Origin of the sequence: Mucilaginibacter sp. McL0603, assembly GCF_049992945.1 — a bacterium.
Lineage (GTDB): Bacteria > Bacteroidota > Bacteroidia > Sphingobacteriales > Sphingobacteriaceae > Mucilaginibacter.
Map to the genome: position 1 here is coordinate 1,479,831 of NZ_CP188251.1, position 26,274 is coordinate 1,506,104.

Here is a 26,274-nt window from a genome sequence, read left to right on the forward strand (position 1 = left end):
TGCAGATGTGCGAATATGCAGATGTGCAAATAATTAAAAAATAAATAGTAATGAGTGATAAACCGAATTTGATAGTTGATTTAACATTTAGCTTTTCCTTGAAAATAATTGCTTTCACGGAGTTGCTTGAATCAAAGAGAAAATTCAATATGGCAAATCAGCTTTTTAGAAGTGGTACATCAATAGGTGCAAACGTTCGCGAGGCACAAGGTGCAGAAAGCAAGGATGATTTCAGGCATAAATGTAAAGTAGCTTATAAGGAAGCCGAGGAAACAGAATATTGGTTGAGTTTATGCAAACATGCTGAAAGTTATCCTTTTGAACAGACCATGTTAGATGATGTACAATCAATTATAAAAATATTAGGTAAGATAATTTCGTCAACAAAGAATTAATTAAAAATCGCAAATAAGCATATCTGCACATTCGCACATCTGCATATCTGCACATTAAATGAGCCATGCTATATTACCTGTTTAGCTATTTAGAGAAAAACTATAGTATACCCGGAGCGGGGGTGTTTCAATACATCACTTTCCGAATGGCTATGGCTGTTATCACTTCGTTGATCATAACAACAGTTTATGGTCGCAGGTTGATCGATTATCTGCGTTTTAAACAGGTAGGCGAAACAGTAAGAAACCTGGGCTTAGAAGGCCAAATGCAAAAGGCAGGTACACCAACGATGGGTGGTATTATCATCATCCTCGGAATAATAGTTCCTACGTTGTTGTTCGCAAAACTGAGTAATGTATACGTGCTGATGATGCTCGGAACCACATTGTGGCTGGGAGCAATTGGCTTTTTGGACGATTACATTAAAGTATTCCGCAAAAACAAAGAGGGTTTGGCGGGTAGATTTAAGATTACCGGGCAAGTAGGTTTAGCATTGATCATCGGCTTTACGATGTATAGCAATCCGGATATCATTATCAGGCAGGAAGTAAAGCCCCCTGTTAAATATGACCTACCTGTTGAGTATCATATGAAAGGCAATAAGCCGGTTTACACGCAGGATGTAAGGTCGACCAAAACCACTATGCCCTTTTATAAAAATAATGAGTTTGACTATGGAAAAGTGCTCAAGTTTTTAGGCAAGGGATATGAGCGATATGACCTGATAGTTTTCATGTTCTTCGTGATCATCATTATCACCTCTATATCTAACGGAGCCAATATAACCGATGGTATTGATGGACTGGCTACGGGAACATCGGCAATAATAGGGGTCACGCTGGCTGCGCTGGCCTACGTGTCAGGTAATACAGTGATAGCCGATTACCTCAATATTATGTATATCCCAAATTCAGGCGAGCTGGTTGTTTTTGCCGGAGCATTTGTTGGGGCTTGTGTAGGTTTCTTGTGGTATAATTCATATCCCGCGCAGGTATTTATGGGTGATACCGGCAGTTTGGCAATAGGTGGCGTTATCGCTGTTTTCGCTATCATGATCCGTAAAGAACTGATGTTGCCTTTACTCTGCGGTGTTTTCTTGATCGAGAACTTGTCGGTGATCATGCAGGTATCGTGGTTTAAGTTCACCAAGAAAAGATATGGCGAAGGCAGGCGGGTGTTCTTAATGGCGCCATTACATCACCATTACCAAAAGAGGGGTTTTCACGAAGCTAAGATTGTAACGCGTTTTTGGATCATCAGTATAATGCTGGCTATCCTGACAATTATAACATTGAAATTGAGGTAGAGTAGAGTTTTAAGTAGGACGTTATACGTTGTACGTGGTTAAAAAGGAAAATATAAAAACGTAGTACGTAAAACGTACCACATAAAACAAATAAATCAGTGGAATCAAAACTAAATAGACTTGTTGTACTCGGGGCCGGCGAAAGCGGTGCAGGGGCAGCATACCTTGCTCAACAGCGGGGCTATGAGGTCTTTGTGTCAGATTTTGGGGCGATAGCTGATAACTATAAAAAGCAACTGCAGGATTGGAATATCCGCTTTGAAGAAAATCAACACACAGAGGAAGAGATACTAAAGGCGGTAGAAGTAATTAAAAGTCCGGGTATACCTGACAAGGCACCAATTGTTAAAAAACTAAAAGAAAAAGGAACTCCTGTAATATCAGAAATAGAGTTTGCTGGAAGATACACAAAAGCAAAGATCGTAGGCATAACAGGTTCTAACGGTAAAACTACAACAGCCAGTTTAACCTATCATATCCTTAAGAACGCAGGATTAAATGTGGGATTGGCAGGTAACATAGGTAAGAGCTTTGCCTACCAGGTGGCTACTGAAAAATTTGACCATTATGTATTGGAGCTAAGCAGCTTTATGCTTGACGATATGTACCAGTTTAAGGTTGATATAGGCGTGTTGTTAAATATCACACCCGACCACCTGGACAGGTACGATTACAAAATGGAAAATTATGCGGCATCAAAATTCCGCATAACACAGAATCAAACAGCAGCAGACTATTTTATTTACTGTGCTGATGACCCTGAAACGATTGAGGGAATGCGGACAAGGGAGTTTAAAGCACAGCAATTACCATTCAGCATTAAAAAAAAAACTATACCGGGAGCATATCTCGATAATGAAAATATTATCATAAACACACTTAAAGAACATTTTGAAATGTCGATCAACGATCTGGCCCTGCAGGGTAAACACAACCTTTACAACTCAATGGCTTCGGGTATTGTAGCTAAAGTACTCGAATTGCGTAACGAGACCATGCGGGAGAGCATGGGAAGTTTCCGAAACATTGAGCATCGTTTGGAGTTTGTTGCCAAGATATCCGGCATCACTTTCATCAATGATTCCAAGGCAACCAACGTCAATTCAACCTGGTACGCACTTGAAAGCATGACCAGCGATGTAGTATTGATATTAGGCGGTGTAGACAAAGGCAATGATTATAATATGCTAAAAGGCCTGGTAAAACAAAAAGTTAAAGCCATAGTGTGTTTAGGCAAGGATAACCGCAGGATACATGATGCATTTGAGGATGACGTGGATATCATAGTAAATACTTTTTCAGCACAGGAAGCTGCGCAGGTAGCTTACCATCTGGCTAAAAAAGGTGATACGGTGTTGTTATCGCCGGCCTGTGCCAGTTTCGACCTGTTCAAAAATTATGAAGATCGCGGCAGGCAGTTTAAGCAGGCGGTAAAGGAATTGTAAATGTGCAGATGTGCAAATAAGTAGATGTGCAGATGATAAACCATAGAATTAATAAATGAAATAAATTATGAATGATAAGCCGAATTTAATAGTTGATTTAACTTTTAATTTTTCTATAAAAATCATTGATTTTACAGAAATACTTGAATCAAAAAGAAAATTCAATATGGCTAATCAGTTATTCCGAAGTGGCACTTCTATTGGAGCAAATGTACGTGAAGCACAGGGCGCAGAAAGTAAAGGGGATTTCAGGCATAAGTGCAAAATAGCTTATAAGGAAGCGGAGGAGACGGAATATTGGTTGCTCTTATGCAAGCACGCTAAAAATTATCCATTTGAACAAAGTATGTATGATGATATACAATCGATTATAAAAGTATTGGGCAAAATAATTTCATCAACACATTAAATAATATTAATCATTTGCACATCTGCACATCAGCATATCTGCACATAATTAACAGAGATTCAGATTAAATGAATAGCATACTAAACAATACAAAAGGAGACAGGTGGATATGGCTTATAGTCATACTGCTTTCGGCTATTTCATTATTGGCTGTTTATAGTTCTACCGGTACGCTGGCTTTTAAACGCGGTGTAGGTGTAGAGTCGATCCTGATGAAGCACTTGGCTATGGTAGTTGGTGGTATTATTTTAATGTATATCTCACACAAATTGGATTACCGTTATTACGCCGGTATATCCAAATTGTTGATGATCATTACTATACCGTTATTGCTGTATACTTTGATTTTTGGGGCGCATATCAATAACGCCAGCAGGTGGATATCTATCCCGGGAACTGGCTTAAGTTTCCAGACATCAGATTTAGCTAAACTGGCACTTATCACTTACCTGGCACGTACATTATCGCGCAAGCAGGAAAACATAAAGGATGTAAAGCAATCATTTATCCCGATCATGGGTTCGGTTTGTTTGGTGTTTATACTTATCGCACTGGCTAACTTGTCAACCGCGCTGATGCTGTTTGGCGTAAGTATTTTGTTGTTGATCATAGGTCGTATCAGTATAAAACAAATAGCCATTACTTGTCTAGCAGGAGCAGTGTTGCTCGCAGGGGTTATATTTTTAGGTCCGCGTCGCAATGTATACAAATCGCGTATGCATACCTATCTGCATCCTGAAACTGCAAAAGCAGATAAATCATTCCAATCAGATCATGCTAAAATAGCCATTGCTACAGGCGGATTTTTTGGTAAAGGCCCCGGCAGAAGTGAAGAGCGTAATTATTTACCAGAGTCTTACTCCGACGAGATCTATGCGATAATAATTGAAGAATATGGATTATTCGGCGGTATTGTATTGATAGGCATTTACCTGTTCTTACTATTCCGGTGTATAAAAATTGTAACTAAAGCCCCCAAAGCATTCGGCGCATTACTGGCTGCCGGATTAAGTTTTAGTTTGACTATACAAGCATTCGCCAATATGGCTGTTGCCGTGGGTTTGGGACCGGTTACAGGTGTGCCATTACCATTGGTTAGTATGGGAGGTACCTCCATATTATTTACAAGTGTGGCTTTTGGAATCATCTTGTCAGTAAGTCGTGATATTGATGAGCCTAAAAAAGTAATTGTTGGAGAAATAAAAGAAGTAGCTGTGGCTTAAATGTGCGGATGTGCAAATATGCTAATGTGCAGATGCAGGAGTGTTTGAAAGCTGATGAACTTGGTAAATAGCTAATGACTATTGACCAATGCTAAGTACAATTAATAAAAAAAATAATAAATCTGTGAGGCGTAAAAGAATAATCATAAGCGGGGGTGGGACAGGAGGACATATCTTCCCGGCTATTGCCATAGCCAATGCTTTAAAGAAAATAGATCCAAAAACGAAGATATTATTTGTAGGCGCTAAAGGGCGGATGGAAATGGACAAGGTACCAGCTGCGGGTTATAAAATTGTGGGGTTGAATATACAGGGAATACAGCGGAAATCGATCTGGAAAAATTTAACGCTTCCTTTTAAGTTGGTAGCCAGTGTGCTTAAATCGATGAGAATAATGCGACATTTCAAGCCTCATGCAATAGTTGGTGTAGGTGGTTATGCTTCGGGGCCTTTATTGTATGCTGCATCTTTAAAAGGGGTACCGTACCTGATACAGGAGCAAAACTCTTATGCAGGTATTACAAATAAAAGATTAGGTAAAAAGGCCCAAAAAATATGCGTTGCTTTCGATGGCATGGAAGAGTTTTTCCCTGCCGATAAGATCATTAAGACAGGGAACCCGGTGCGAAGGGAATCGGTTGAAATTAAAGGAAAAAGAGAAGAGGCTTTTAAGGAGTTCAATCTCTCACCCAATAAAAAAACAATACTGGTGATTGGCGGTAGTTTGGGCGCGAGGACGTTGAACGCAAGCGTATTGGCTGATCTGAATAAAATTAAAACTGCAGATGTGCAAATAATATGGCAAACGGGTAAATATTACAATGAAGAAGTAAAGATGAAAGTGGGTAACAGCCTTACCCCTGACATTAAGGTGCTGGAGTTTGTGCAACGTATGGATCTGGCTTACGCGGCTGCTGATATAATTATATCGAGAGCGGGCGCAGGTACCATTGCCGAATTGTGTGTGGTGGGCAAACCAGTGATCCTGGTGCCTTCGCCAAACGTGGCCGAAGATCATCAGACAAAAAATGCCAAATCACTGGTAAAGGAGGATGCGTGCGTATATGTGGCGGACAGAAAAGCGATAAATGATTTAATAGATACAGCATTGCTGCTTCTAAATGACGAGGAAAAGAAAAAAATATTAAGCGATAATATCAGCAAACTGGCCCTGCCTGATGCAGATGAAGTGATCGCAAAAGAGGTTATTAATATAGCGCGTTAATTAAATTTCGGCCTGCTCTCCGTGCGGTTGCGGGGGGGCTTTTTTGAAAAAACAATGGAACTGCAAAACATTAAAAGAGTTTACTTAATTGGTATCGGAGGCATCGGTATGAGCGGCCTTGCCCGATATTTTGCCCATTTAGGATGTATAGTTTGTGGTTACGATAAAACTTCAACCGATCTGACAGTTCAACTGCATCATGAGGGTATACAAATAATATTTGATGACCGGGAAGACTGGATACCACTTAGTTATCAGACACCGAATGAAGGTACGCTAATCATTTATACGCCCGCAATCCCTCAGGATTCAGCTATTCTAAATTTTTTCAAAAAGAATGGATTTGAGCTGTTTAAGCGTTCGCAGGTATTAGGTTTGATCAGCAAAACCATGTTTACGATTGCTGTAGCAGGTACGCATGGCAAAACCACCACATCATGTATGGTGGCACATATCCTGAAAGATTCGGGTAAAGATTGTTCTGCTTTTTTGGGTGGTATCGCATCCAATTATAACAGTAATGTATTGTTTGGTAATAATAATATTGTAGTAGTGGAAGCGGATGAGTATGACCATTCATTCCTGACACTGCATCCTGATATTGCTATCATCACTTCTATGGATGCCGATCACCTGGACATTTATGGCAGTCATGATCAGTTAACAGAGTCGTTCAGGCAATTTGCATTACAGATAAAAGAGAATGGAACGCTGATCTATCACGAAGATCTGCCGTTAACTACCAATGGCATTACTTACAGCGCACATGGGCCTGCGGATGTAAAGGCACAGAATATCCATATTGAGCAGGGAGACTTCTATTTCGATTTCAAGAATGGTAATACTACGATCACTAATATCCGCATGGGTATCGCCGGATTGCATAATATAGAGAATGCAACGGCTGCTATTGAAGTCGCCTTAAAGCTGGATATCGCCCCTGAGCTGATCAAGAGTGCACTTGGCTCCTTCAAAGGAGTTAAACGCAGGTTTGAATACATAGTTAAAAATGACAAAAATATTTACATAGATGATTATGCTCACCATCCTGAGGAGTTGAGGGCTGCTATCACTTCGATCAAAAGTTTATATCCGCATAAAAAACTCACAACAATTTTTCAGCCTCACTTATATACCCGCACCCGTGATTTTGCCGATGGCTTTGCCGAGGTGCTGGATATGAGTGATGAACTGATCATGCTGGATATTTACCCTGCACGCGAACTGCCGATTGAAGGCGTGAATGCAGATATGATACTAGACAGGATGCATTTGCTGGATAAACGTAAATGCGGGAAACAGGCAGCTGTCGACCTGGTAAGGATTGAAAAGCCTGAACTGTTGCTGACAGTGGGCGCAGGTGATATTGATCAATTGGTTGCACCTTTAAAAAAGGCTTTAGAAAATGTTTAAGAAACGCATCTGGAAGCGCATTTTAATCGGTTGTGCCTGGGCTGTAAGCCTGGGTGGACTGGTTGTGCTGATGAGTTTCATTGAATTTAAAAAGTCGGGAGTGTTTTGCAAAGCAGTAAAAATATACATTCCGGGTAACCAGTATTTTATCGACAAGGAAGAGGTTGACAATATTATAAACGTACATAAGCATCAGTTGGTTGGTCGCAATATGGAGAGCATTAATTTGCACGACCTGGAAAAAAGATTGAAGGCTAACCCTTTTATTGAATCAGCCAAAGTTTATGCTGATATGGATGGGATAATCAAAGTAGAAATAAGTCAGCGCGAGCCGGTTATGCGGGTGATGAACCAGGCGGGGCAGGATTTTTATATTGATCAGCATGGCCTGAAGATACCAATGTCGTCAAACTTTACGGCAAAAGTATTGGTAGCAAATGGTTATATCGACGAGGTCTTTGGGAATAAGCTGGATACGTTACACACTGAAATAGTAACTGAGTTATATAAAACGGCTCAGTTCATTAACAAGGATTCGCTATGGAGCGCACAGATTACGCAGTTGTATGTAACTCAGGATCACGAGATAGAATTGATACCACGGATTGGGACTAACAGGATATTGCTGGGCAATGCGGATTCATTGCAGAATAAGTTTCATAACCTGCTGGTGTTTTACAAGCAGGCATTACCGCAGGTGGGCTGGGACAGGTACAAATTGATCAACATTAAATTCGCTAACCAGGTGGTAGGCGTAAAGAACGATAATCTTAAAAAGGATTCGCTGAAAGCAATAGCCCAAGCGGATTCGGCAAAAATGGGTAAAGACACATTCACAAACAATTAATTGATTATGGACAAGAGTTCAACACACGAAAAAAGTTCGCCAATTGTAGTAGGATTGGATATCGGAACTACAAAAATATGTGCTATTGTTGGGCGTCGCAGTAAAAACGGTAAAATAGAGGTATTGGGCATTGGTAAAGCCGAATCAGCCGGCGTAACCCGTGGCATGGTATCGAACATCGATAAAACAGTACAGGGTATAACTATTGCGGTAGATGTTGCGGGCACACAATCCAACGTGGAGATACGTGTGGTAAACGTGGGTATTGCCGGTCAGCACATCAAAAGTTTGCAGCACCGCGGTTTAATCACCCGGAGAGACCTGCACACCGAGATAAGCCGCAAGGATATTGACAAACTGGTAGAAGATATGTATAACCTGGTGATGCCTCCGGGTGAGGAGATCATCCACGTATTGCCGCAGGAGTTTACGGTAGATAATGAACCGGGTATAAAAGATCCTATAGGTATGGCAGGCGTGCGTCTTGAGGCAAATTTCCATATTATCTCAGGGCAGGTTACGGCTATTAAAAATATTGTGAAATGTGTCAATAAAGCTAGTCTTGAAAGCCAGGAACTGATATTGGAGCCATTGGCTTCGTCAGAGTCGGTATTAAGCGATGAAGAAAAAGAAGCCGGTGTAGTATTGGTAGATATAGGTGGCGGTACAACGGATGTGGCTATTTTCCACGAAGGCATTATACGTCATACTGCTGTTATCCCTTTTGGTGGTAACAGTGTGACCGAGGATATACGCGAAGGATGTTCGGTAATGCGCAACATCGCCGAGCAGCTTAAAGTACGTTTCGGTTCAGCTTTGGCTGAAGAGAACAAAGAGAATGAAATTGTATGTGTACCCGGTTTACGTGGCCGCGAGCCAAAGGAAATATCAGTAAAGAATCTGGCTTACGTGATACAGGCACGTATGGAGGAAATAGTTGAGCATGTTTATTACGAGATCAAATCATCAGGTTATGAGAAAAAACTGATAGCCGGTATCGTAATAACAGGTGGCGGCGCACAGCTAAAACATTTGCAGCAACTGGTAGAATACGTAACGGGGTTAGATTGCCGTGTAGGATATCCGAATGAGCACCTGGCTAAAAATGAACTGCTTCCTAAAAATGTTTATGAAGAGTTGCAGAGCCCGACTTTTGCTACAGGTATAGGTCTTTTGATAAAAGGTATCCAGAAAATGGAATACAATGATATACCTGTTACTGCTGAAGTAAAAATTGAGAAAGCCAAGTATACCGATGACAGGAAATTCGGTTTGTTAGGCAAATTATTAGAAACAGGAAAGAAATTTATTAAGGACGATATTAAAGACGAAGACTTCCTTAAATAACCTGAGTATATTATTAACAATAAGCGACTTTTCCACATTACTGACAATTGTGGAAAAACTTTGTTGAAAAAGTTATAATATTACAATGGGTAATCAAATCAATTCGTCATTCACATTTAACTGGAAATAAGGAATATGCAGTTCGAGATGTTAAAAGAAAAGTCGTCTATCATCAAAGTAATTGGTGTAGGCGGTGGCGGTGGCAATGCGGTAAACCACATGTACAAGCAAGGTATTACCGGTGTGGATTTCATAATCTGCAACACTGATGCACAGGCTTTGGAGTTAAGCCCAATCCCCAATAAAGTTCAATTAGGTGCCAGTTTAACCGAAGGTATGGGCGCAGGCTCAATACCCGAAGTAGGTAAAAACTCGGCTATCGAAAATATTGATGATATAAAACAGATGCTGGGTTCCAATACCAAGATGCTGTTTATAACAGCAGGTATGGGCGGTGGTACGGGTACAGGTGCAAGCCCTATCATAGCCAAAGCTGCCCGGGAGCTTGACATATTAACTGTTGGTATTATCACTACACCTTTCTCATTCGAAGGCAAGCGTCGTAAGCTGCAGGCCGAAGAAGGTTTGGAAGAGTTGAAAAAATACGTTGATTCATTTTTAGTGATATCTAACGACAGGCTGCGCCAAATATTTGGTAATCTTACGTTAGGGTCAGCATTTGCCCAGGCAGATAATATCTTAACCACTGCCGCTAAAGGTATTGCCGAGATCATCACATTGCCTGGTTATATCAACGTTGACTTTAAAGATGTGCGTACAGTGATGAAGGATAGCGGAGTTTCCATCATGGGTAGTTCAACTGCCGAAGGTGAGAATCGCGCTCTGAAAGCTGTTGAAGGTGCTTTGTTGTCTCCACTGCTGAAAGATAACGAAATTGAAGGTGCAAGATATATCCTGTTAAATATCAGTTCAGGTGATAAAGAAGTAACGATGGATGAAGTGTCTGTTATTACTGATTTTATACAGGAAGAAGCCGGCCTGGCTGCAGACCTGATCTGGGGTAATTGTCGTGATGAGGCCTTGGGCGATAAATTATCGGTAACTATTATTGCTACTGGTTTCCAAACCAGGGACGAACGTGAGAAAGAGCAAAGCAGCAAGAAGGTGGTATCGATGTTAATGCCTGAGCCAGAACCTTTGGTTAGACCTGTTGTAAATGAATTTATTACCCAGGTTAAATCTGAAGTTGCTGCCGAGCCTTTTATCAAACCAATAAAAGAAGAGCAAAAGCAAGCTGGATTATTTGATCTGTTTGCAAAATCTGAAGAGCCTTCTGTTGTAAAGTATAACCTGACTCCGGAAGAACCTGCAGCAGCAGCTGAGCATGAAGTTCAGGAAGAATTCACCTTCAAAATTGCTGATTCGGTAATGAATTTTGAGCCGGTTAAAGTTGAAAAAGTTCCTGAACCACCACAGCCTGAACCGGAACCACAGCCGGTTGCTGGTGTTGATGATCATAAAACCAATGAGAGCATAGAGGATCAGTTGCGCAAATCACGTGAACGTATTATGCGCTTAAAAGATCTGAGCATGAAATTGCGCAATGGGAATATACAGGAACTAGAAAACGTACCTGCCTATAAACGCAAGGAGATCGCATTACAGCAAACTCCTTCATCAGATGAAAGCCAGGTATCAAGGTTCTCCTTATTGCCCGACGAAGAGGGTAAAATAGAAATACGTAATAATAATTCTTTCCTTCACGATAATGTGGATTAGACTTGCAAATACAAATGGGAGAATCTGTTTCGTGATGTTATATTGGGTTACCATTACCAATCAGATTTTAAATTAAGCCTTATCTTTTAAGGCTTAATTGCTTTATAGAAAATTATAATTTTCTAATCCCATATCTAAAACTTCGCGTATAACGTTTATAGGCTATTATAAAAAGTTATAAGCTTTGGCAAAACGCCGTTTAAGGGCTATATTTGTACATTAACTATAAAAAGCAGCACTTTGGATTTATTTGACAAGATATCGAAAACGATGGGTGGGCCGCTGGGCCAACATCAGAAATGGTCACATGGGTATTTTTCATACCCTAAATTGGAAGGTGAAATTGGTCCGCACATGTTATTTAATGGCAAGGAACATTTGGTTTGGAGCCTTAACAATTACCTGGGTTTGGCTAATCATCCCGAAGTAAGGGAAGCCGATGCTCAAGCTGCAGCCGACTACGGTATGGCTTACCCGATGGGTGCACGTATGATGTCAGGTAATTCAATCCACCATGAAGAATTAGAAAACAACCTTGCTGAATTTGTAGGTAAAGAAGATGCTTTTTTACTGAACTACGGTTACCAGGGTATGGTGTCTATTATAGACTCACTGGTTGATCGTAATGACGTGATCGTTTATGATGCTGAGTCACATGCTTGTATTATCGATGGTTTGCGTATGCACATGGGCAAGCGCTTTGTATATCAGCATAATGATATGGAAAGCTGCGAAAAGCAACTGGAGCGTGCAACCAGGTTAGCAGAGCAAACAGGCGGTGGTATATTACTGATTACTGAAGGTGTTTTCGGTATGTCTGGTGCGCAAGGTAAGCTGAAAGAGATTGTCGACTTAAAAAATAAATTCAATTTCCGTTTGCTGGTTGACGATGCTCATGGTTTTGGTACTATGGGTAAAACCGGTGCTGGTACACATGAAGAACAGGATTGTATTGAAGGCGTAGATGTTTACTTTGCCACTTTTGCTAAGTCAATGGCGGGTATAGGTGCATTTGTAGCCGGTGATAAAGAAGTAATTGATTACCTGCGTTACAATATGCGGTCGCAGATATTTGCTAAGGCGCTACCAATGCCAATGGTTTTGGGTCTTAAGAAACGTTTCGAGCTTCTGAAATCAAAGCCAGAATTGCGTGAAAAACTTTGGAAAATCGCCAATCAGCTGCAAGCCGGGTTAAAAGAACGTGGTTTTAATATTGGCATAACCAATACCATGGTTACACCTGTATTTTTACAAGGCGACCTATATGAAGCCACCACACTTACAAAGGACTTGCGTGAGAATTATGGCATATTCTGCTCAATTGTAATTTATCCTGTTATTCCTAAAGGATTGATCCTGCTGCGTTTAATACCTACTGCGGCACATACCGCAGAAGATGTAGAGCGCACCTTGGCTGCTTACAGTGAAATGGGTGAAAAGTTAAAAGCAGGTTTCTATAAAGAAAATAAAATGGCTGTTGCTTAACAATAGCCATCAAACATTTTTGAAAGCCTTTCGGTTATACGAAAGGCTTTTTTATTTTTACATCTTCACTAACTATCTGCTATGATTACGCGCCGCAATTTTATTAAACTAAATGGTATCACAACCGCCGGTATAGGAATAGGTCTAAAACCATCTTGGTTTGTTGACAGTAACCAATTTGAGAGCAAACGTGTGAAGCCTGATGTACGCAGGTTTACCAGCAGCGCTGTTGAAGATAAGATCGTAAAAGTGAAAGCAGATATTACTGATCCTGAACTGGCATGGCTGTTTGAGAACTGCTATCCCAATACACTGGATACTACTGTAAAATTTAACAATAAAGATGTTGCCAAACCGGATACATTTGTGATCACCGGGGATATTGACGCAATGTGGCTGCGCGATTCATCAGCACAGGTTTGGCCCTATTTGCCCCTGATCAAAAATGATCCCCAATTAAGGCAATTGATATTGGGCGTGACCAACCGGCAGGCCAAATGTATACTAATAGATCCTTATGCCAATGCGTTTAACGAGAAAGCAACAGGCAGCGAGTGGGACAGTGACAGTACAGACATGAAGCCCGAATTGCATGAACGTAAATGGGAGGTAGATTCACTGTGTTACCCTATAAGGCTGGCCTATAATTATTGGAAGATCAGTGGTGACACCGGTTTTTTTGATAAGCAATGGCAACAAGCGGGCAAGCTTATATTAGCTACTTTCAGGACCCAACAACGTAAAAAATGGCATGGGCCTTACCATTTTCAACGGAAAACAGAAGTAGCCAGTGATACTGCACCTAATGGGGGTTATGGCAATCCTATAAAGCCAGTGGGCTTAATTTGTTCAGTCTTCAGGCCATCTGACGATGCTACTATTTACCCGTTCCTTGTTCCTTCAAACTATTTCGCGGTGATAAGCTTAAGGCAAATGGCCGAAATGTTTGAGCAAATAGGACGCGATCATGCAACCGGTACTGCCTGCAGAACATTGGCTTTGGAAGTAGAAACGGCCTTGCATAAATATGCTGTAGGCCATCACCCTATTTATGGTAATATATTAGCCTATGAGGTAGATGGTTATGGTAACCAGTTATTTATGGATGATGCCAACGTGCCGAGTTTATTGGCTTTGCCTTACCTGGGCGCTATGAATGTTAACGACCCGCTTTATCAAAATACCCGTAAATTTGTATTAAGTAATGCTAATCCTTACTTTTTCAGAGGGCGTGCTGCCGAAGGTATAGGCGGACCGCATGTGGGACTTGGTTACATTTGGCCTATGAGTATTATCATCCGGGCATTAACGTCAACCAACCCAACTGAGATAACAACCTGTTTGAGATGGCTTAAACATACCCACGCGGGCACTGGTTTTATGCACGAATCATTTAATAAAGACAACCCAACCGACTTTACCCGCAAATGGTTTGCCTGGGCCAATACACTTTTTGGAGAATTGATCATAAAAACACATCAATATCACCCTGAAATATTAAAAACAACTATATAGTATTTTTTTATAAATTATATTATTAAATATAGTCGATAATCGCCCTTTAAATTTAATTTGTGTAAAATTGTTGTTATTATTAATCTATACTTTAATTATTTATTGAATAATTAAAGTATGAAATACTTATTATATGTCATTTTAGCTATTAATAGGTATAATAATTATTGTTGAGGCCTCCAATATTCCAAATGTGGAAAAAAAGCAGTTTAAAGGCCGTATTTTTTAAGCTGAAAAGTTTTTTTTTTAATAAAAACAAATTAGATTAGCTTTAATTAAAACAATAAACCTCAATATTAAAAGGAGTAACTCAAATGAAAAAATTTACTGATGTAAAAAACCTTGTCGCATCTTTGGAAGCAGATGCTGACAAATTCTACAACAAAGGAAACAGCGCTGCCGGAACACGCGTACGTAAAGGCATGCAGGACCTTAAGAATTTAGCTCAAGCTATCCGTCTGGAAATTCAAGAATCAAAAAACAAAGCATAAGTATTTATCTTTGCTTTATCACAAAAAAACCCGCCGACCTAAAGTCGCGGGTTTTTTTTCTTTATAGAAGGTATCTCTAAATTGATGTTCTTTATATTTGAAATTAGTGTACAGCAACCGGTGCCGCCAACATCTTAGTTTCTGCTACTATTTTTTCAGCCAGTTTAGGGCTTACCTGTACTAACGGCAGTCTTACTGTATCTCCACAAACACCTAAGTATTTCAGAGATGTTTTTACTCCAGCCGGGCTGCCTTCGGCAAACATCATCCGGGTAAATTCAATTAAAGCTGAATGCCCTTTTTGTGCAGCTTTAAAATCCCCTTGCAAACAAAGTCTGATCATATCCGAGAACTGGCGCGGAAGTGCATTGCCTACCACGGAAATAACACCAACACCGCCCAACGCAATCATTGGTAAGCTGATCGGGTCATCGCCTGATATCATCAGGAAATCTTCAGGTTTATCGCGCATGATCTGGTTAAGCTGATCAAAATTGCCTGATGCTTCTTTAATGCCGATAATATTTTTGAAATCTTTCGCAAGCCTTACCGTTGTCTCTGCAGCAATATTGCTGCCTGTACGGCTGGGTACATTATACAATATCACAGGCAGGGCTGAAGCGCCTGCGATAGCTTTATAATGCTGATATATACCTTCCTGTGTTGGTTTATTATAGTTTGGACTAGCAGAAAGTATGGCATTGTATCCGGTGGTATCAAATTTCTTTATCTCTTCAACAACCTCCAGGGTATTATTGCCTGCGATACCTGCTATAAGGCCAACACGACCGTTGTTTACCTCGGCGGTGAAGGCCCAGATCTTCTTCTTCTCTTCCTTACTCAATGTGACTGATTCGCCGGTTGTACCTAATGATACCAGGTATTCCACCCCGCCATCAATTAAATGATTGATCAGGTTTTTAAGCGCCTGATAATCTACTTGTCCCTCTGCATCGAATGGGGTCACCATAGCTACCCCTGTGCCATAAAATCTATTCATTGTTGTAATAAAAAAGGATGCTAAGATAATAATTAGTTTTTTAGTGTGCACCAGAAAATAGCAATGAATCAATCTCTGGTCAATACAAAATAATTTGTACTGGTTGTTGCAATGTCATAGAAGCCACTGATAACCAATGTAAAATTTGTGATGGAATACCGGTTTGTTTTCTTTTTAAATGTTATTGTGACTAATTTGTATTACCAATTATAAACCAGCCTATTATGAAAAAAGAGACTCCCAATGTCAACAACAAACCGGGTTCGGAAGAAAAAGAAGCTTTAGCCGCTACCGGAACCAAATCTCACATCGATCGCCGTGAATTTATTAAAACAGCTGCAACAGGCGCTTTAGCGCTTACCATTGTCCCCCGGCATGTACTTGGCGGCACAGGCTATATTGCGCCAAGTGATAAACTTACCCTGGCCTATGTAGGCTGCGGAACGCAGGGCATGAGAGAGATACTGCCATTGCTGGCAGTCCCGTCAATACAAATTGTAGCCGTATGCGACCCTAATCAATATGCTGTGGGCTATAGGGACTGGTCAAAATATGGGATAAGAGATGAGGTAAGGAAAGCCATCGGCAAGCCCGACTGGAACCCGGGTGGCGATAACACAGTTGTCGGTGGCCGTGAGAACGGGAAGAATATAGTTGATACTTTTTATAGTAATAACAGGGGCGTAGATAACTTCAAAGCCTGTACCGCTTATGCCGATTATCGTGAATTATTGGAGAAGGAAAAGGACCTGGATGCAGTAAAGATAATAACACCTGACCATTTGCATGGCTTGTTTGCCATTGCAGCCTTAAAGAGAAATAAGCACGTGCTGATGCAGAAACCTGTCTCTAACCGTTTGCTTGAAGGAAAAGCGGTGATAGAACTGGCCAGGCAAAAAAGTAATATTGTAACCCACCTTATACCATGGGATTCAAATGGCAAGATGGACCAGGTAATGGAGTGGATCAATTCAGGCAAGATCGGGAAATTAAAAGAGGTACATAACTGGACTAACCGCCCTGTATGGCCTCAGTTCCCTACGCTTCCTACCGAAACGGTGGCTGTTCCGGATGGTCTAAACTGGGACCTCTGGCTGGGGCCCGAAGCAGATCGCACATATTCACCAGAATATACCAATATGTTTTTCAGGGGATGGTATGATTTCGGTGGAGGCTCTATGGCCGATATGGGACATTACAGCTTGTGGACGGTGTTCAATGCACTGCAACTGACCTCGCCCGAGATCATTGAACCCAACTTAAGTCACTTCGTCACCATGAACGACGTTACGCCGAATAGTGTACGTAATAATTTCTCGTTCCCGATGGCTTCGACCGTACGCTTCAAATATCCTGCAAATGGCGACAGGCCGCCGGTTGATCTTTGCTGGTATGATGGTGGCATGCGACCCCCGCTGCCTGATGAGTTGAGAGATATCAACGAAGAACTACCTGCCGAAGGGTTTATGTTTGTAGGCGAGAAAGGTAAAATACTTGCCGGCTTTTATGTGCAAAACCCGAGACTTTTCTCGAAAAAAAAGAAGGAAGTAAAGGCAGATATTCCGGGTGGACAGGCTTATGGACATGATAAAATGATAAATGCCTTACAGTTATTTGCCGACTCCTGCAAAGCCGGTAAGCAATACCCGGGCAGCTTTATTGAAGCCGAGGCGCTAACTGAAGCTGTCAATTTATACGCTGCCTCTTTAAGGTCAGGGCACCTGTTAAAATATGATGCCACAAGCCGACAGATAACCAACGTACCCGATGCAAATAAATACCTAACTCGTGATTACAGAACGGGCTGGGATCCTAAAACCATTTAAAAAATTATCAGATAAGCAGGAGAAAAAGCAGGTGCCCGTTTGGCAGGGGATTATGGACTGGGAAATTTTTTTTTGAGGATGTTCACGTTCACCGTGAACACTTTTTTAATATTCATGAACGGTTGTTAATGAGTTTGTTATGATTTGTTGTGTACTGACAAATCAGTGTCACCATGCAGGCCCATAGGCACCCAAACGCCGAAAAAGAAAAGAGCGCTGTCATGGGGAGTTATAATTTCGCGAAATTCTGAAGGATAAATGACGGGTAACGGACGGACGTCTGAACTCGAATTTTTCGCGAGTTGTATATTTTTTGGTGCTCAAGAGGGGCTTTGCCGTTCATCGAATTAATGAATTACCTGAATTCTGTAAATTCTTAAATTCTGTAAATTCCGGTTCAGACAAAATGCGCCATAGCCATAACAATTCTGTTTAATCCATCGACTATTGACCATCGACTATGGACTATCAACCATCAACCATCAACCATCAACAAACTCAAAAACTCACCCCAATCCTTACAGCATTCTTTACATTACTACTGGTATTGAATGATGTACCGTACATCACCCTGAAACCAAGATATTGCAGACCAAAACCCAGTTCGTAATAATTGTGTAGTTCGGGGGTGCACAGGTAATTAAAATCGACGATCTCCTGTAGTTTCAACTTACGGATAAGTGGTATTTTATTGGTGATAAAGCCTGAGAAGTTATGTTCCAGATGGCCTTCTACATATTCTGTATAGGTGCTGAAGTTATAATAATCGAGCAATAAAAAGCTGTTAATGTCATTCTTATAAAACAATATCTGGTTGCCGCTGAATTGCTTATAATCAGGGAAGTACACACTATTGGCATTCAGGAACTTACCAGCTCCTATGAAAAATGAGGTGCGGCCATAAACACCCATGCTGATGTCCTTTTTACTGATATCTGCAGCCAGCAAATCATAATCAACATCAGAGCCGAATACTCCATATAAACCTTTGGTAAAAGTCAATCCGATAGTGGGGTAGTCTGATGGCAGGTAACGCCTGCCGAAAGGATAGGTTTCATATTTATTACTGAAATCATAGGTAGTGCGCACGTTAAGTTTGAACGATCCATTATTGGGGAATAACGGTACATCGGCACTTGGTACTAAAGGGTTGTTAGAGGTAAACTCATGACCGTCGGGATGAAAAAAACTGTACGTATTGGTATTGGGCAGCCATTTCCTGTAAGCCCATTCTAACGATGCGCTCACCTGCCACCCGCCTGTTATCCGACCCGAAAGTGTCGCTGCAGTAAATTCCTTCTGGTATAACTTCTGGTAATTCTCCCGCATGAACAAGGTGTAAATAGAATTGAAAAATGGTGATATCGGGTTATTGCTATTCATATCAACCACATCAGAACCTGCTTTCATTTCAAGTTTGAACGTTCCTACAGGTATATCTGCGCTGAAATTGGCATTAAACAGGTGGCTCGAAAAACCATAACGTAAATTGGCGCCAAACCCGATCGATTTATTGGTTACAGTATCATATCTTTTCCTGAAAGTTGCCCCATAATTAAGCGTTACACCTTCAACAGTATTAAATAATACGGAGCTTATCAGCGGATCGAAATGATAAAATGATCGTTGATAGCGGTTAATGACGTTGGTTCCGGTGAGTAGTATTCCTGCGGGAGTTACTTTGTTGGTCGCTTTGTCCAGTGAGTCCAGATAAGTTTTTGATTCCCTTTTAATGGCCAGCTTTTCTTTTTTCTGGTAATCTGTTTTTTCTTCGGTGGTTAACGGAACTGGTCTTTCCTTGTTCCAGTAAGCGGTATCGTTTTTATTAACCTTTGGCGGGATATGCAATAGCTCGTTGAATTGGCCTTTTGTAAATACGGGACTCAGGTCGTAGTCTTTATAAACCGAAATAAAATATCCCTTCAGCTTAAAACCTAATAACCCACCTGTGAAATCAAACCGGTTTGACGATTGCAGCCATACTTTACCCACCGGCATAAACTGCTGATTGATCCGGATGGTATCGGCAAAATTGATGTTGGCCCTGCTGGTGATATACAGATCCAATGCGTAAATGCGCCAGCTATCATCGACAATATAAATATAACCATCAAAACAAGGGTCGTGACCACGCCTTGGGGTGACTTTTATCTTATTGATCACCACGCCATTTTCTGTCGAGGTGCCCATTAGTTTGTATCGGTAATAAAACAAGGCATTGTCAGATACCGGCGACATCAATGGCCTATTACTTAAACCCTGCCAGTTCTGGTAGTTCTCATAAAAATTCACTTGTGCATCAGTTGCCCGATTAAAGCTGAACATGCGGTTACTGCCTGAAAATTTGGAGGTGATCATCTCCTCGTGTAATTGATTTGGGTATTGATAACTTAGCTTGGATTCAGACTCTGAAAGGTAAATGATACCCCTGCGGTTAGAGTCCAAACCCAGCTCCCGACCTATCTGGTTCATGTCAGCACCCATAAATTTCTTTGGTGCTGCTAATAGCTTCTGTAATCCTTTGATGTACACCTCGCAGGTATAGGCTTTTACCTCGCTTAAATGTGCCTTACGTTTTTTAATTGCTTTGCGAATGATGGCATAAGCCGGATCCTCACCTTTGGCGTTTATGGTAACTGCTTTTAGTTCATAAACCTCGGCAGTAAGGGTGATGTAAAAGGTTGTATTTTCTTTTAGGTCGATGGTGCGGCTTTCCTGTTTGTAACCAACCGCTTTGTACTGTACCTCGTATTGACCAGGCTGTAGTTTTATAGAATAATCGCCTTCAATATTTGCTGATGCTCCCTTGCTGGTATTTTTGATGTAGACACTGGCAAACGGAACGGGTTTACCACCGGCATCAACCACCTTTCCGCTAAGACTAACCTGCTGTGCAAAAGCACTTGAACAAATGCTATAAAAAAAGATAAACAGCAAGGTTGATTTCATAAGCAGTGAGGTTAATGCTAAGTTGTACTTTATTTAATAAAGTTTTAGAGTGCTTTTGTTAAATATTGTTAAAGAAGAAGACACGATTAAAGGATTTTTAGGATTTTCTTGATTGCGCAAGACCGTTCTCACGAGTATGATTTATCCTATTAATCACACAAATCCCAAATCGTGTCAAATCCCAAAATCGTGTCATATCATCCCCATCAATTCCTCATCACTAATAATAGGAATATTCAGCTTGGTGGCTTTTTCAAGCTTGGCGGGGCCCATGTTATCGCCGGCCACCAGGTAGTCAAGCTTGGCGGATATGGAACTGAGTATTTTACCGCCATTTTGTTCGATGATATCTTTCAAGTCATCGCGGGAGTACTTTTCGAATACGCCTGATATGATAAAGCTTTTGCCCACAAGCTTTTCGCTTTGCAGGGTTACTTCCTTTTCTTCAGATACGAATTGTAAACCGCGGGCTTTTAGTTTTTCTATTTCTTCGCGATGTTTTTCGTCTGCAAAATATTCAATAATGCTGCGGGCTATGCGTTCGCCTATTTCCTCAACAGCGTTCAATTCTTCAAACGATGCAGCCATCAGGTTTTCTATTGTTTTAAAATGAGTGGTGAGTTTTTTAGCTACTGTTGCGCCCACATAGCGTATCCCTAAACCAAATAACACACGATCAAATGGCATTTGTTTAGATTTCTCGATACCATCCAGCATATTGGTGATCGACTTCTCGCCGAAACGCTCCATGGTTTTTAGCTGGTCAGCCTTATTGTGAAGGTCATAGATATCACTGATGTGCTTTATAAAGCCTTTTTGATACAGCGTTTCAATAGTCTCGTCGCCTAAACCGTCAATGTCCATCACTTTGCGACCTGTAAAGTGTTGCATTTTACCTACGATCTGTGTAGGGCAACCTTCATCATTGGGGCAATAGAAAGCAGCTTCGCCTTCCTTACGCTCTAATGGAGTATTACAATCGGGGCAAGTGGTACGGTAAAGTATCTTTTCTGCTCCAGGCTTGCGCTTTTCCAAATTTACGCTGATGATCTTCGGGATGATCTCACCACCCTTCTCTACATAAACCGAATCGCCCTCATGCAGATCAAGCCGCACAATCTCATTGGCATTATGCAACGTAGCGCGTTTTACAGTGGTTCCTGCCAGGAATATCGGCTTTAGATTAGCAACCGGGGTAACGGCACCTGTGCGGCCCACCTGATAGCTCACACTTAATAATTCGGTCTCTACCCGTTCAGCTTTGAATTTATAGGAGATGGCCCAGCGTGGAGACTTAGCAGTAAAGCCCAGTTCTTGCTGCTGCGAGTAGTTATTTACTTTGATTACAATGCCATCAATATCATAACTCAGATGGAAACGTTTTTGATCCCACTCAGCTATAAATTTCAGTACGTCCTCAATATTAGCGCATAGTTTAGATTCACTGTTTACCGGAAATCCCCAGCGTTTTGCAGCCTCAAGACTTTCCCAATGGGTTTTAAACAATTGTTTTTCAGTATATAGGAAATACATAAAGCTATCCAATGGACGTTTAGCTACCTCGGCGGAATCCTGTAGTTTTATCGTCCCCGAAGCAAAATTGCGTGGATTGGCATATGGTGGTTCACCATTCTCTATGCGTTCATCATTCAATCGTTCAAAAGCTTTCAGGTGCATAAACACCTCGCCGCGTATCTCAAAATCATCCGGATAATCCCCGGGATCTAATTTTTTTGGGATGCTCCGTATAGTTTTTACATTGGTCGTCACTTCATCACCCTGTACACCATCGCCACGGGTTACAGCTTGCTCCAGCTTGCCGTCTTTATAGGTCAGGCTCATAGACAGCCCGTCGAACTTCAATTCGCACACGTACTCAAAATTATCACCAATAGCTTTCTTTATGCGCTGATCAAAATCAAGCAGTTCCTGTTCGTTATAAGTATTGCCAAGCGAAAGCATGGGCCAGCGGTGCCGAACCGTTTTAAATTCTTTGGTGATAAAGCCACCCACATTTTGCGAGGGAGAATCCGGGTCGATTAACTCGGGGAATTCCGTCTCCAGGGCTATCAGTTCTTCGAGTTTTTTATCAAATTCAAGGTCAGTAATGGTAGGCATAGCCAACACATAATAGTTGTAACTGTGCTGTTTAAGCTCTGCCGATAGGGTCGCTATCCGTTTCTTGGCTTCTTCAAATGACATAGAGCGAATATAATAAATTAGTGATGAGTGATTAGTTGATAGTTAAAAAAATGGATGTACGTTTTTTTTAGCTATAAATTACCAATTTGTTGATTGTTTTTAATTTTTGGTATTTTAAAGTGAGAAATAAAATACTATATTTGGGGACACCGGGAAACATCCTTTTGGGGAAAATTTTCCACACTTGTGTATTAATTGGTCGTATCGGACGTTATTAAATAAAAATAGCCAGACCTCGCGCCCAGCTACTTTTACTAATTAATTTAACTGTTTTAATAAATACAACAATAGTGCCAATCGGCGCAACTTGCCTTTTACGCAACGTAAAAGCATATTTTTGACTGTAATAATTTAACTAACATTTCTTAATAAGAAACTTTGTCAGGCCCGGTTTAATGGGCATTTGCACTGTGCAATTTCGCGTAGCTTTTTTGCGGCAATATAGTGTTTCAATGTCTTTACATCTCGTAATGTAAACCCTGGATTTCTCTAGAATCTATATCCCAAATTAATCATGTAATTACGTGGTATACCCGGCCATTTGCTTATGTTATTGTACGCGCTGGCCCAGTAGGTTTTGTTGGTAAGGTTGTGGCTGTAGGGCCTTTTATCACTTCAACCCGTTCAATATTAACAAGCATGGAAATAATATAGGTAATGTTATAACCTCACTGTCCATTGGGCGTTTGTGTTTTATTACCGGAAAACGAATACCCGCTTTTATAGGATGACGACGTGCTCCCCCGTTATCTCTACCTTTTGCAGCAGGATGGTATTTTGGCTATGTTTTACCGTATACTTAACCGTAATACTATCCTTATTTACTTTTTGAGCGAATGCCCTGTTTGCCCCCAATAATGCAACACCCGATAGTATCAGCAGAACACCAATCCTCATGCTATAACTTAACTAGTGTCGTGTCAATTATGAATTGACGTTTAGTCCTGAGTCGAAAGTCGGGAGTCTGGAGTTAAAAAAGCACAAAATTGACTTGAGACTTACGACTAAAGACTGTTGACTTGACACTAGCATTGTGAAAATATTGAGGCCGCGCTATGACAGCGATAGTAAATAGGGCGAGAATTGCAGAGTGCGTCAGGCTTAGGTTCATACACAATTGTATCAGGTTTTTTACCGGCTTAAACCCCTTTAGGATATTAAAAAGTTACATATATTTTAAATCCGGCTTAAACCAGGGCACGTATAAGTTATCTCATCTATATATAAACAGCAATACTTTATTACAATGAAAATCGTAAAATTAATGTGTTTAGCAGGGGCCTTATCCCTGTTTGCAGTTACTGAGAGCAAGGCACAGATAGAAGTGCATGCAAGGCTTAGTGCCCCGGTAGTAGCCGTTCGTGCCGAACGTCCGTCACCACGCCATGTATGGGTGGCTGAAGAGTGGGTACCCAGAGGGAGTACTTATGTTTACAAAGCCGGATATTGGGCCGAACCACCACATCGGGGAGCCCGTTGGGTAGCCGGCAAATGGCACCAGTCACGACACGGCTGGGTTTGGAAACCAGGTAGCTGGAGATAATAATTGCCGGTAAATAAAAAAGGTGATCAGGTTATACATTGATCACCTTTTTTATTCAAAAAAATTCTATTATTTTAATGCTTTTCGGTACCAGTTGTTGCTCCCGGAGCAGTTGGCTCTTTCGCGAGCATGGCTTCTTTAATTAGTTTTACGGGAGCGCTGCCGTAGCTCAGGAATTTCTCATTAAATTCTTTAAGTACGTATTTGTCGCCCATTTTGCTTTTCCAGTCATCGCGCAGATCCATTATTTCTTTATAGCCGGTAAAGTAACTGTCAAGTTGTACGCTGGTTACGCCTACACGTTTCCATTTGCCTTCGGCTTCAGCCTGCTGCTGAAAAGCCTCATGTGTAAGCAGCAGGAGTGCTTGTTGTTTTGCCATGTTCTGGCAATGTACACTGTAATCCAATATGGTATTACACACCGAACGAAGGTTCCATTTGTACCACATCAGCCACATTTCGGGGTCGCCATCACCATAATTAGCATCCAGCATCATTTGCTCGCTGTAAACTGCCCAGCCTTCAACCATTGCTCCGTTTCCAAAAATGGATTTGATCATACTCGGCGCTTTATTCGAATAAACAAGCTGTACATAATGACCGGGTATAGCTTCGTGTATGCATAATATCTGCAAAATGTATTGATTGTATTCACGCAGGTAACTTTCGGCCTTTTCAGGAGCCCACCCCGCCAGGCTACCCACATTAAAGTAGGAATTCTGAGCGTTATCATACGGCCCCGGCGAGCTCATGGATGCGCCAGCCACACCAGCCATATAACCTGGCTCCTTACGTACGACTAACGGTTTTGTCGGGTCGAGCGTAACCAGGTCTTTAGCCCTTACAAAGGCGGTTAATTTAGGCAGTGTTTTTTCAATAGCATTCTGAAAATCATCAGGTTTTACATGCTTGGCTGATAAGGTATCGATCATTTTGGCGATCATATCCAGCGTATCGGTTGGTTTAGCCTGAGTGCCGAAATATTTCTCCCACAATTTAACAGTGATCTTACCCATCTGCTGGTGAATATATTTTTTGCGCTCTATGGCTGCGTTGTATATCTGTTGTGCGGTTTCAGATGCCTGTATCTCATATTTGAACTTATCTTCATAAAGATCCTTGCCCAATCTGAAAGCACGCGGATGATCATTCTTCATGTTTTTCAGAAAGTCGGCATATCCTTTTACAGCGTCTGCAGATAATTTAGCCCTGTCAAGCATGAGTTTTTTGGTAGCATCGGGGATGTTTGTTTTTTTAAGCGAATCGGCAAAGTCGCCCTCAAATACGCTTACACCGCCTAAGTGCTGCTCAATTGCCAGGCTGGTCAGTTCGGCAACAGGGTTTTTGATATCCTTTTCGGCTTCTTTGTAGTAAGCCGGAACGTTAGCCATCTTATCATAAAAGTTTGTAAGGCGCTTGGAGAGCGGGGCATAGTGCTCATTCAGTATATAAGCAAATGTGCCGATAACGTTGTAAGATGATGGATCCCACTCCCAGGCTTTTAATTGCTCTATCTGCCATTGCATATATTGCATCTGGTTTTGCATTATAGCGTAATCCATCTTATTGGTTTCCAGGAAAGCAGTTGGAACATATTTGCCCAGCGAATCGAGCTGTACTTTGGCAAAATTGAGTTGTTTGTCCCTTGTCTTTTTGTCCGGAACCAGCAAAATACTATCGTATTTATGATAGCCTACACTGGTTCCCCAATCAGGAAATTGCTTCCATAGTTCATCAAGGAAGTGCTGTTCGTAATTATTAAAAGCAATGTCATCCATGCTCCCTTGCATAGGGCCTACAGAACCATCTTTTTTACATGCTGTAAAAAAGGATACAAACAAGGTAAGGGCTATAATTTTTTTGATCACCGGTGATTTTTTAGTTGGTTGGATAAACTTAAAACATTTTATAT

Annotated in this window: 20 protein-coding genes; 15 read left to right on the forward strand and 5 right to left on the reverse strand. The window is 41.2% G+C overall.

What is annotated here, in order from left to right:
- Nucleotides 1-50 precede the first annotated feature (50 nt).
- The 13 genes from ACPPVU_RS06895 (at nucleotide 51) to ACPPVU_RS06955 (ending at nucleotide 14,842) form a co-directional block, all read left to right on the forward strand.
- Nucleotides 51-395 carry a four helix bundle protein gene (locus ACPPVU_RS06895; protein ID WP_426670949.1) on the forward strand — a complete coding sequence of 115 codons (345 nt, stop codon included), beginning with the start codon at nucleotides 51-53 and terminating at the stop codon, nucleotides 393-395.
- Between the two features lie 65 nt (nucleotides 396-460).
- Nucleotides 461-1,702: a phospho-N-acetylmuramoyl-pentapeptide-transferase gene (gene mraY / locus ACPPVU_RS06900; RefSeq protein ID WP_426670950.1), complete on the forward strand. Its 1,242-nt coding sequence runs from the start codon at nucleotides 461-463 to the stop codon at nucleotides 1,700-1,702.
- Between the two features lie 98 nt (nucleotides 1,703-1,800).
- On the forward strand, nucleotides 1,801-3,147 hold the full coding sequence (gene murD / locus ACPPVU_RS06905; RefSeq protein WP_426670951.1) for a UDP-N-acetylmuramoyl-L-alanine--D-glutamate ligase: 1,347 nt from the start codon (nucleotides 1,801-1,803) through the stop codon (nucleotides 3,145-3,147).
- A gap of 67 nt (nucleotides 3,148-3,214) precedes the next feature.
- On the forward strand, nucleotides 3,215-3,556 hold the full coding sequence (locus ACPPVU_RS06910) for a four helix bundle protein (RefSeq protein WP_426670952.1): 342 nt from the start codon (nucleotides 3,215-3,217) through the stop codon (nucleotides 3,554-3,556).
- 68 nt (nucleotides 3,557-3,624) lie between these two features.
- Nucleotides 3,625-4,779, forward strand: a complete 1,155-nt coding sequence (locus tag ACPPVU_RS06915; protein WP_426670953.1) for an FtsW/RodA/SpoVE family cell cycle protein — start codon at nucleotides 3,625-3,627, stop codon at nucleotides 4,777-4,779.
- A gap of 88 nt (nucleotides 4,780-4,867) precedes the next feature.
- Nucleotides 4,868-6,004: an undecaprenyldiphospho-muramoylpentapeptide beta-N-acetylglucosaminyltransferase gene (gene murG / locus ACPPVU_RS06920; RefSeq protein ID WP_426670954.1), complete on the forward strand. Its 1,137-nt coding sequence runs from the start codon at nucleotides 4,868-4,870 to the stop codon at nucleotides 6,002-6,004.
- Between the two features lie 54 nt (nucleotides 6,005-6,058).
- Nucleotides 6,059-7,417, forward strand: coding sequence for a UDP-N-acetylmuramate--L-alanine ligase (gene murC / locus ACPPVU_RS06925; RefSeq protein WP_426670955.1), 1,359 nt, complete (start codon nucleotides 6,059-6,061; stop codon nucleotides 7,415-7,417).
- A complete protein-coding gene (locus ACPPVU_RS06930; protein WP_426670956.1) occupies nucleotides 7,410-8,264 on the forward strand; it encodes a cell division protein FtsQ/DivIB in 855 nt (284 codons plus the stop codon). Before murC ends, ACPPVU_RS06930 begins: the two co-directional genes overlap by 8 nt.
- Before the next feature lie 6 nt (nucleotides 8,265-8,270).
- Nucleotides 8,271-9,611 carry a cell division protein FtsA gene (gene ftsA, locus ACPPVU_RS06935; protein ID WP_426670957.1) on the forward strand — a complete coding sequence of 447 codons (1,341 nt, stop codon included), beginning with the start codon at nucleotides 8,271-8,273 and terminating at the stop codon, nucleotides 9,609-9,611.
- A gap of 135 nt (nucleotides 9,612-9,746) precedes the next feature.
- A complete protein-coding gene (ftsZ, locus tag ACPPVU_RS06940; protein WP_426670958.1) occupies nucleotides 9,747-11,351 on the forward strand; it encodes a cell division protein FtsZ in 1,605 nt (534 codons plus the stop codon).
- Between the two features lie 240 nt (nucleotides 11,352-11,591).
- On the forward strand, nucleotides 11,592-12,836 hold the full coding sequence (locus ACPPVU_RS06945; protein ID WP_426670959.1) for an aminotransferase class I/II-fold pyridoxal phosphate-dependent enzyme: 1,245 nt from the start codon (nucleotides 11,592-11,594) through the stop codon (nucleotides 12,834-12,836).
- A gap of 81 nt (nucleotides 12,837-12,917) precedes the next feature.
- Entirely contained in the window at nucleotides 12,918-14,351 is a 1,434-nt protein-coding gene (locus ACPPVU_RS06950) for a glycoside hydrolase family 125 protein (protein WP_426670960.1), read from the forward strand.
- A gap of 314 nt (nucleotides 14,352-14,665) precedes the next feature.
- Nucleotides 14,666-14,842 (forward strand): histone H1, encoded by a 177-nt coding sequence (locus tag ACPPVU_RS06955; RefSeq protein ID WP_147031674.1) that lies wholly within the window; start codon nucleotides 14,666-14,668, stop codon nucleotides 14,840-14,842.
- 103 nt (nucleotides 14,843-14,945) lie between these two features.
- Here the strand turns inward: ACPPVU_RS06955 and dapA are convergent, their stop codons facing one another.
- Entirely contained in the window at nucleotides 14,946-15,842 is an 897-nt protein-coding gene (gene dapA / locus ACPPVU_RS06960) for a 4-hydroxy-tetrahydrodipicolinate synthase (RefSeq protein WP_426670961.1), read from the reverse strand.
- A gap of 224 nt (nucleotides 15,843-16,066) precedes the next feature.
- On the opposite strand from dapA, the gene ACPPVU_RS06965 reads away from it, so the two are divergent.
- On the forward strand, nucleotides 16,067-17,668 hold the full coding sequence (locus ACPPVU_RS06965) for a Gfo/Idh/MocA family protein (RefSeq protein ID WP_426670962.1): 1,602 nt from the start codon (nucleotides 16,067-16,069) through the stop codon (nucleotides 17,666-17,668).
- Nucleotides 17,669-18,166: 498 nt separating this feature from the next.
- On the opposite strand, the gene ACPPVU_RS06970 is transcribed toward ACPPVU_RS06965, so the two are convergent.
- The 3 genes from ACPPVU_RS06970 to ACPPVU_RS06980 all read right to left on the reverse strand — a co-directional run bounded on the left by ACPPVU_RS06970 (nucleotide 18,167) and on the right by ACPPVU_RS06980 (nucleotide 23,716).
- Complete coding sequence (locus tag ACPPVU_RS06970) at nucleotides 18,167-20,617, reverse strand: DUF5686 and carboxypeptidase regulatory-like domain-containing protein (protein ID WP_426670963.1); 2,451 nt, start codon at nucleotides 20,615-20,617, stop codon at nucleotides 18,167-18,169.
- Nucleotides 20,618-20,809: 192 nt separating this feature from the next.
- A complete protein-coding gene (gene ligA, locus ACPPVU_RS06975; RefSeq protein ID WP_426670964.1) occupies nucleotides 20,810-22,819 on the reverse strand; it encodes an NAD-dependent DNA ligase LigA in 2,010 nt (669 codons plus the stop codon).
- Between the two features lie 720 nt (nucleotides 22,820-23,539).
- On the reverse strand, nucleotides 23,540-23,716 hold the full coding sequence (locus ACPPVU_RS06980; protein WP_426670965.1) for a hypothetical protein: 177 nt from the start codon (nucleotides 23,714-23,716) through the stop codon (nucleotides 23,540-23,542).
- Between the two features lie 349 nt (nucleotides 23,717-24,065).
- Here ACPPVU_RS06980 and ACPPVU_RS06985 point away from each other — a divergent pair, with 349 nt between their 5' ends.
- Nucleotides 24,066-24,362, forward strand: a complete 297-nt coding sequence (locus ACPPVU_RS06985) for a hypothetical protein (protein WP_426670966.1) — start codon at nucleotides 24,066-24,068, stop codon at nucleotides 24,360-24,362.
- A gap of 74 nt (nucleotides 24,363-24,436) precedes the next feature.
- Here ACPPVU_RS06985 and ACPPVU_RS06990 read toward each other — a convergent pair whose 3' ends face one another.
- Nucleotides 24,437-26,230: a DUF885 domain-containing protein gene (locus ACPPVU_RS06990; protein WP_426670967.1), complete on the reverse strand. Its 1,794-nt coding sequence runs from the start codon at nucleotides 26,228-26,230 to the stop codon at nucleotides 24,437-24,439.
- Nucleotides 26,231-26,274 lie beyond the last annotated feature (44 nt).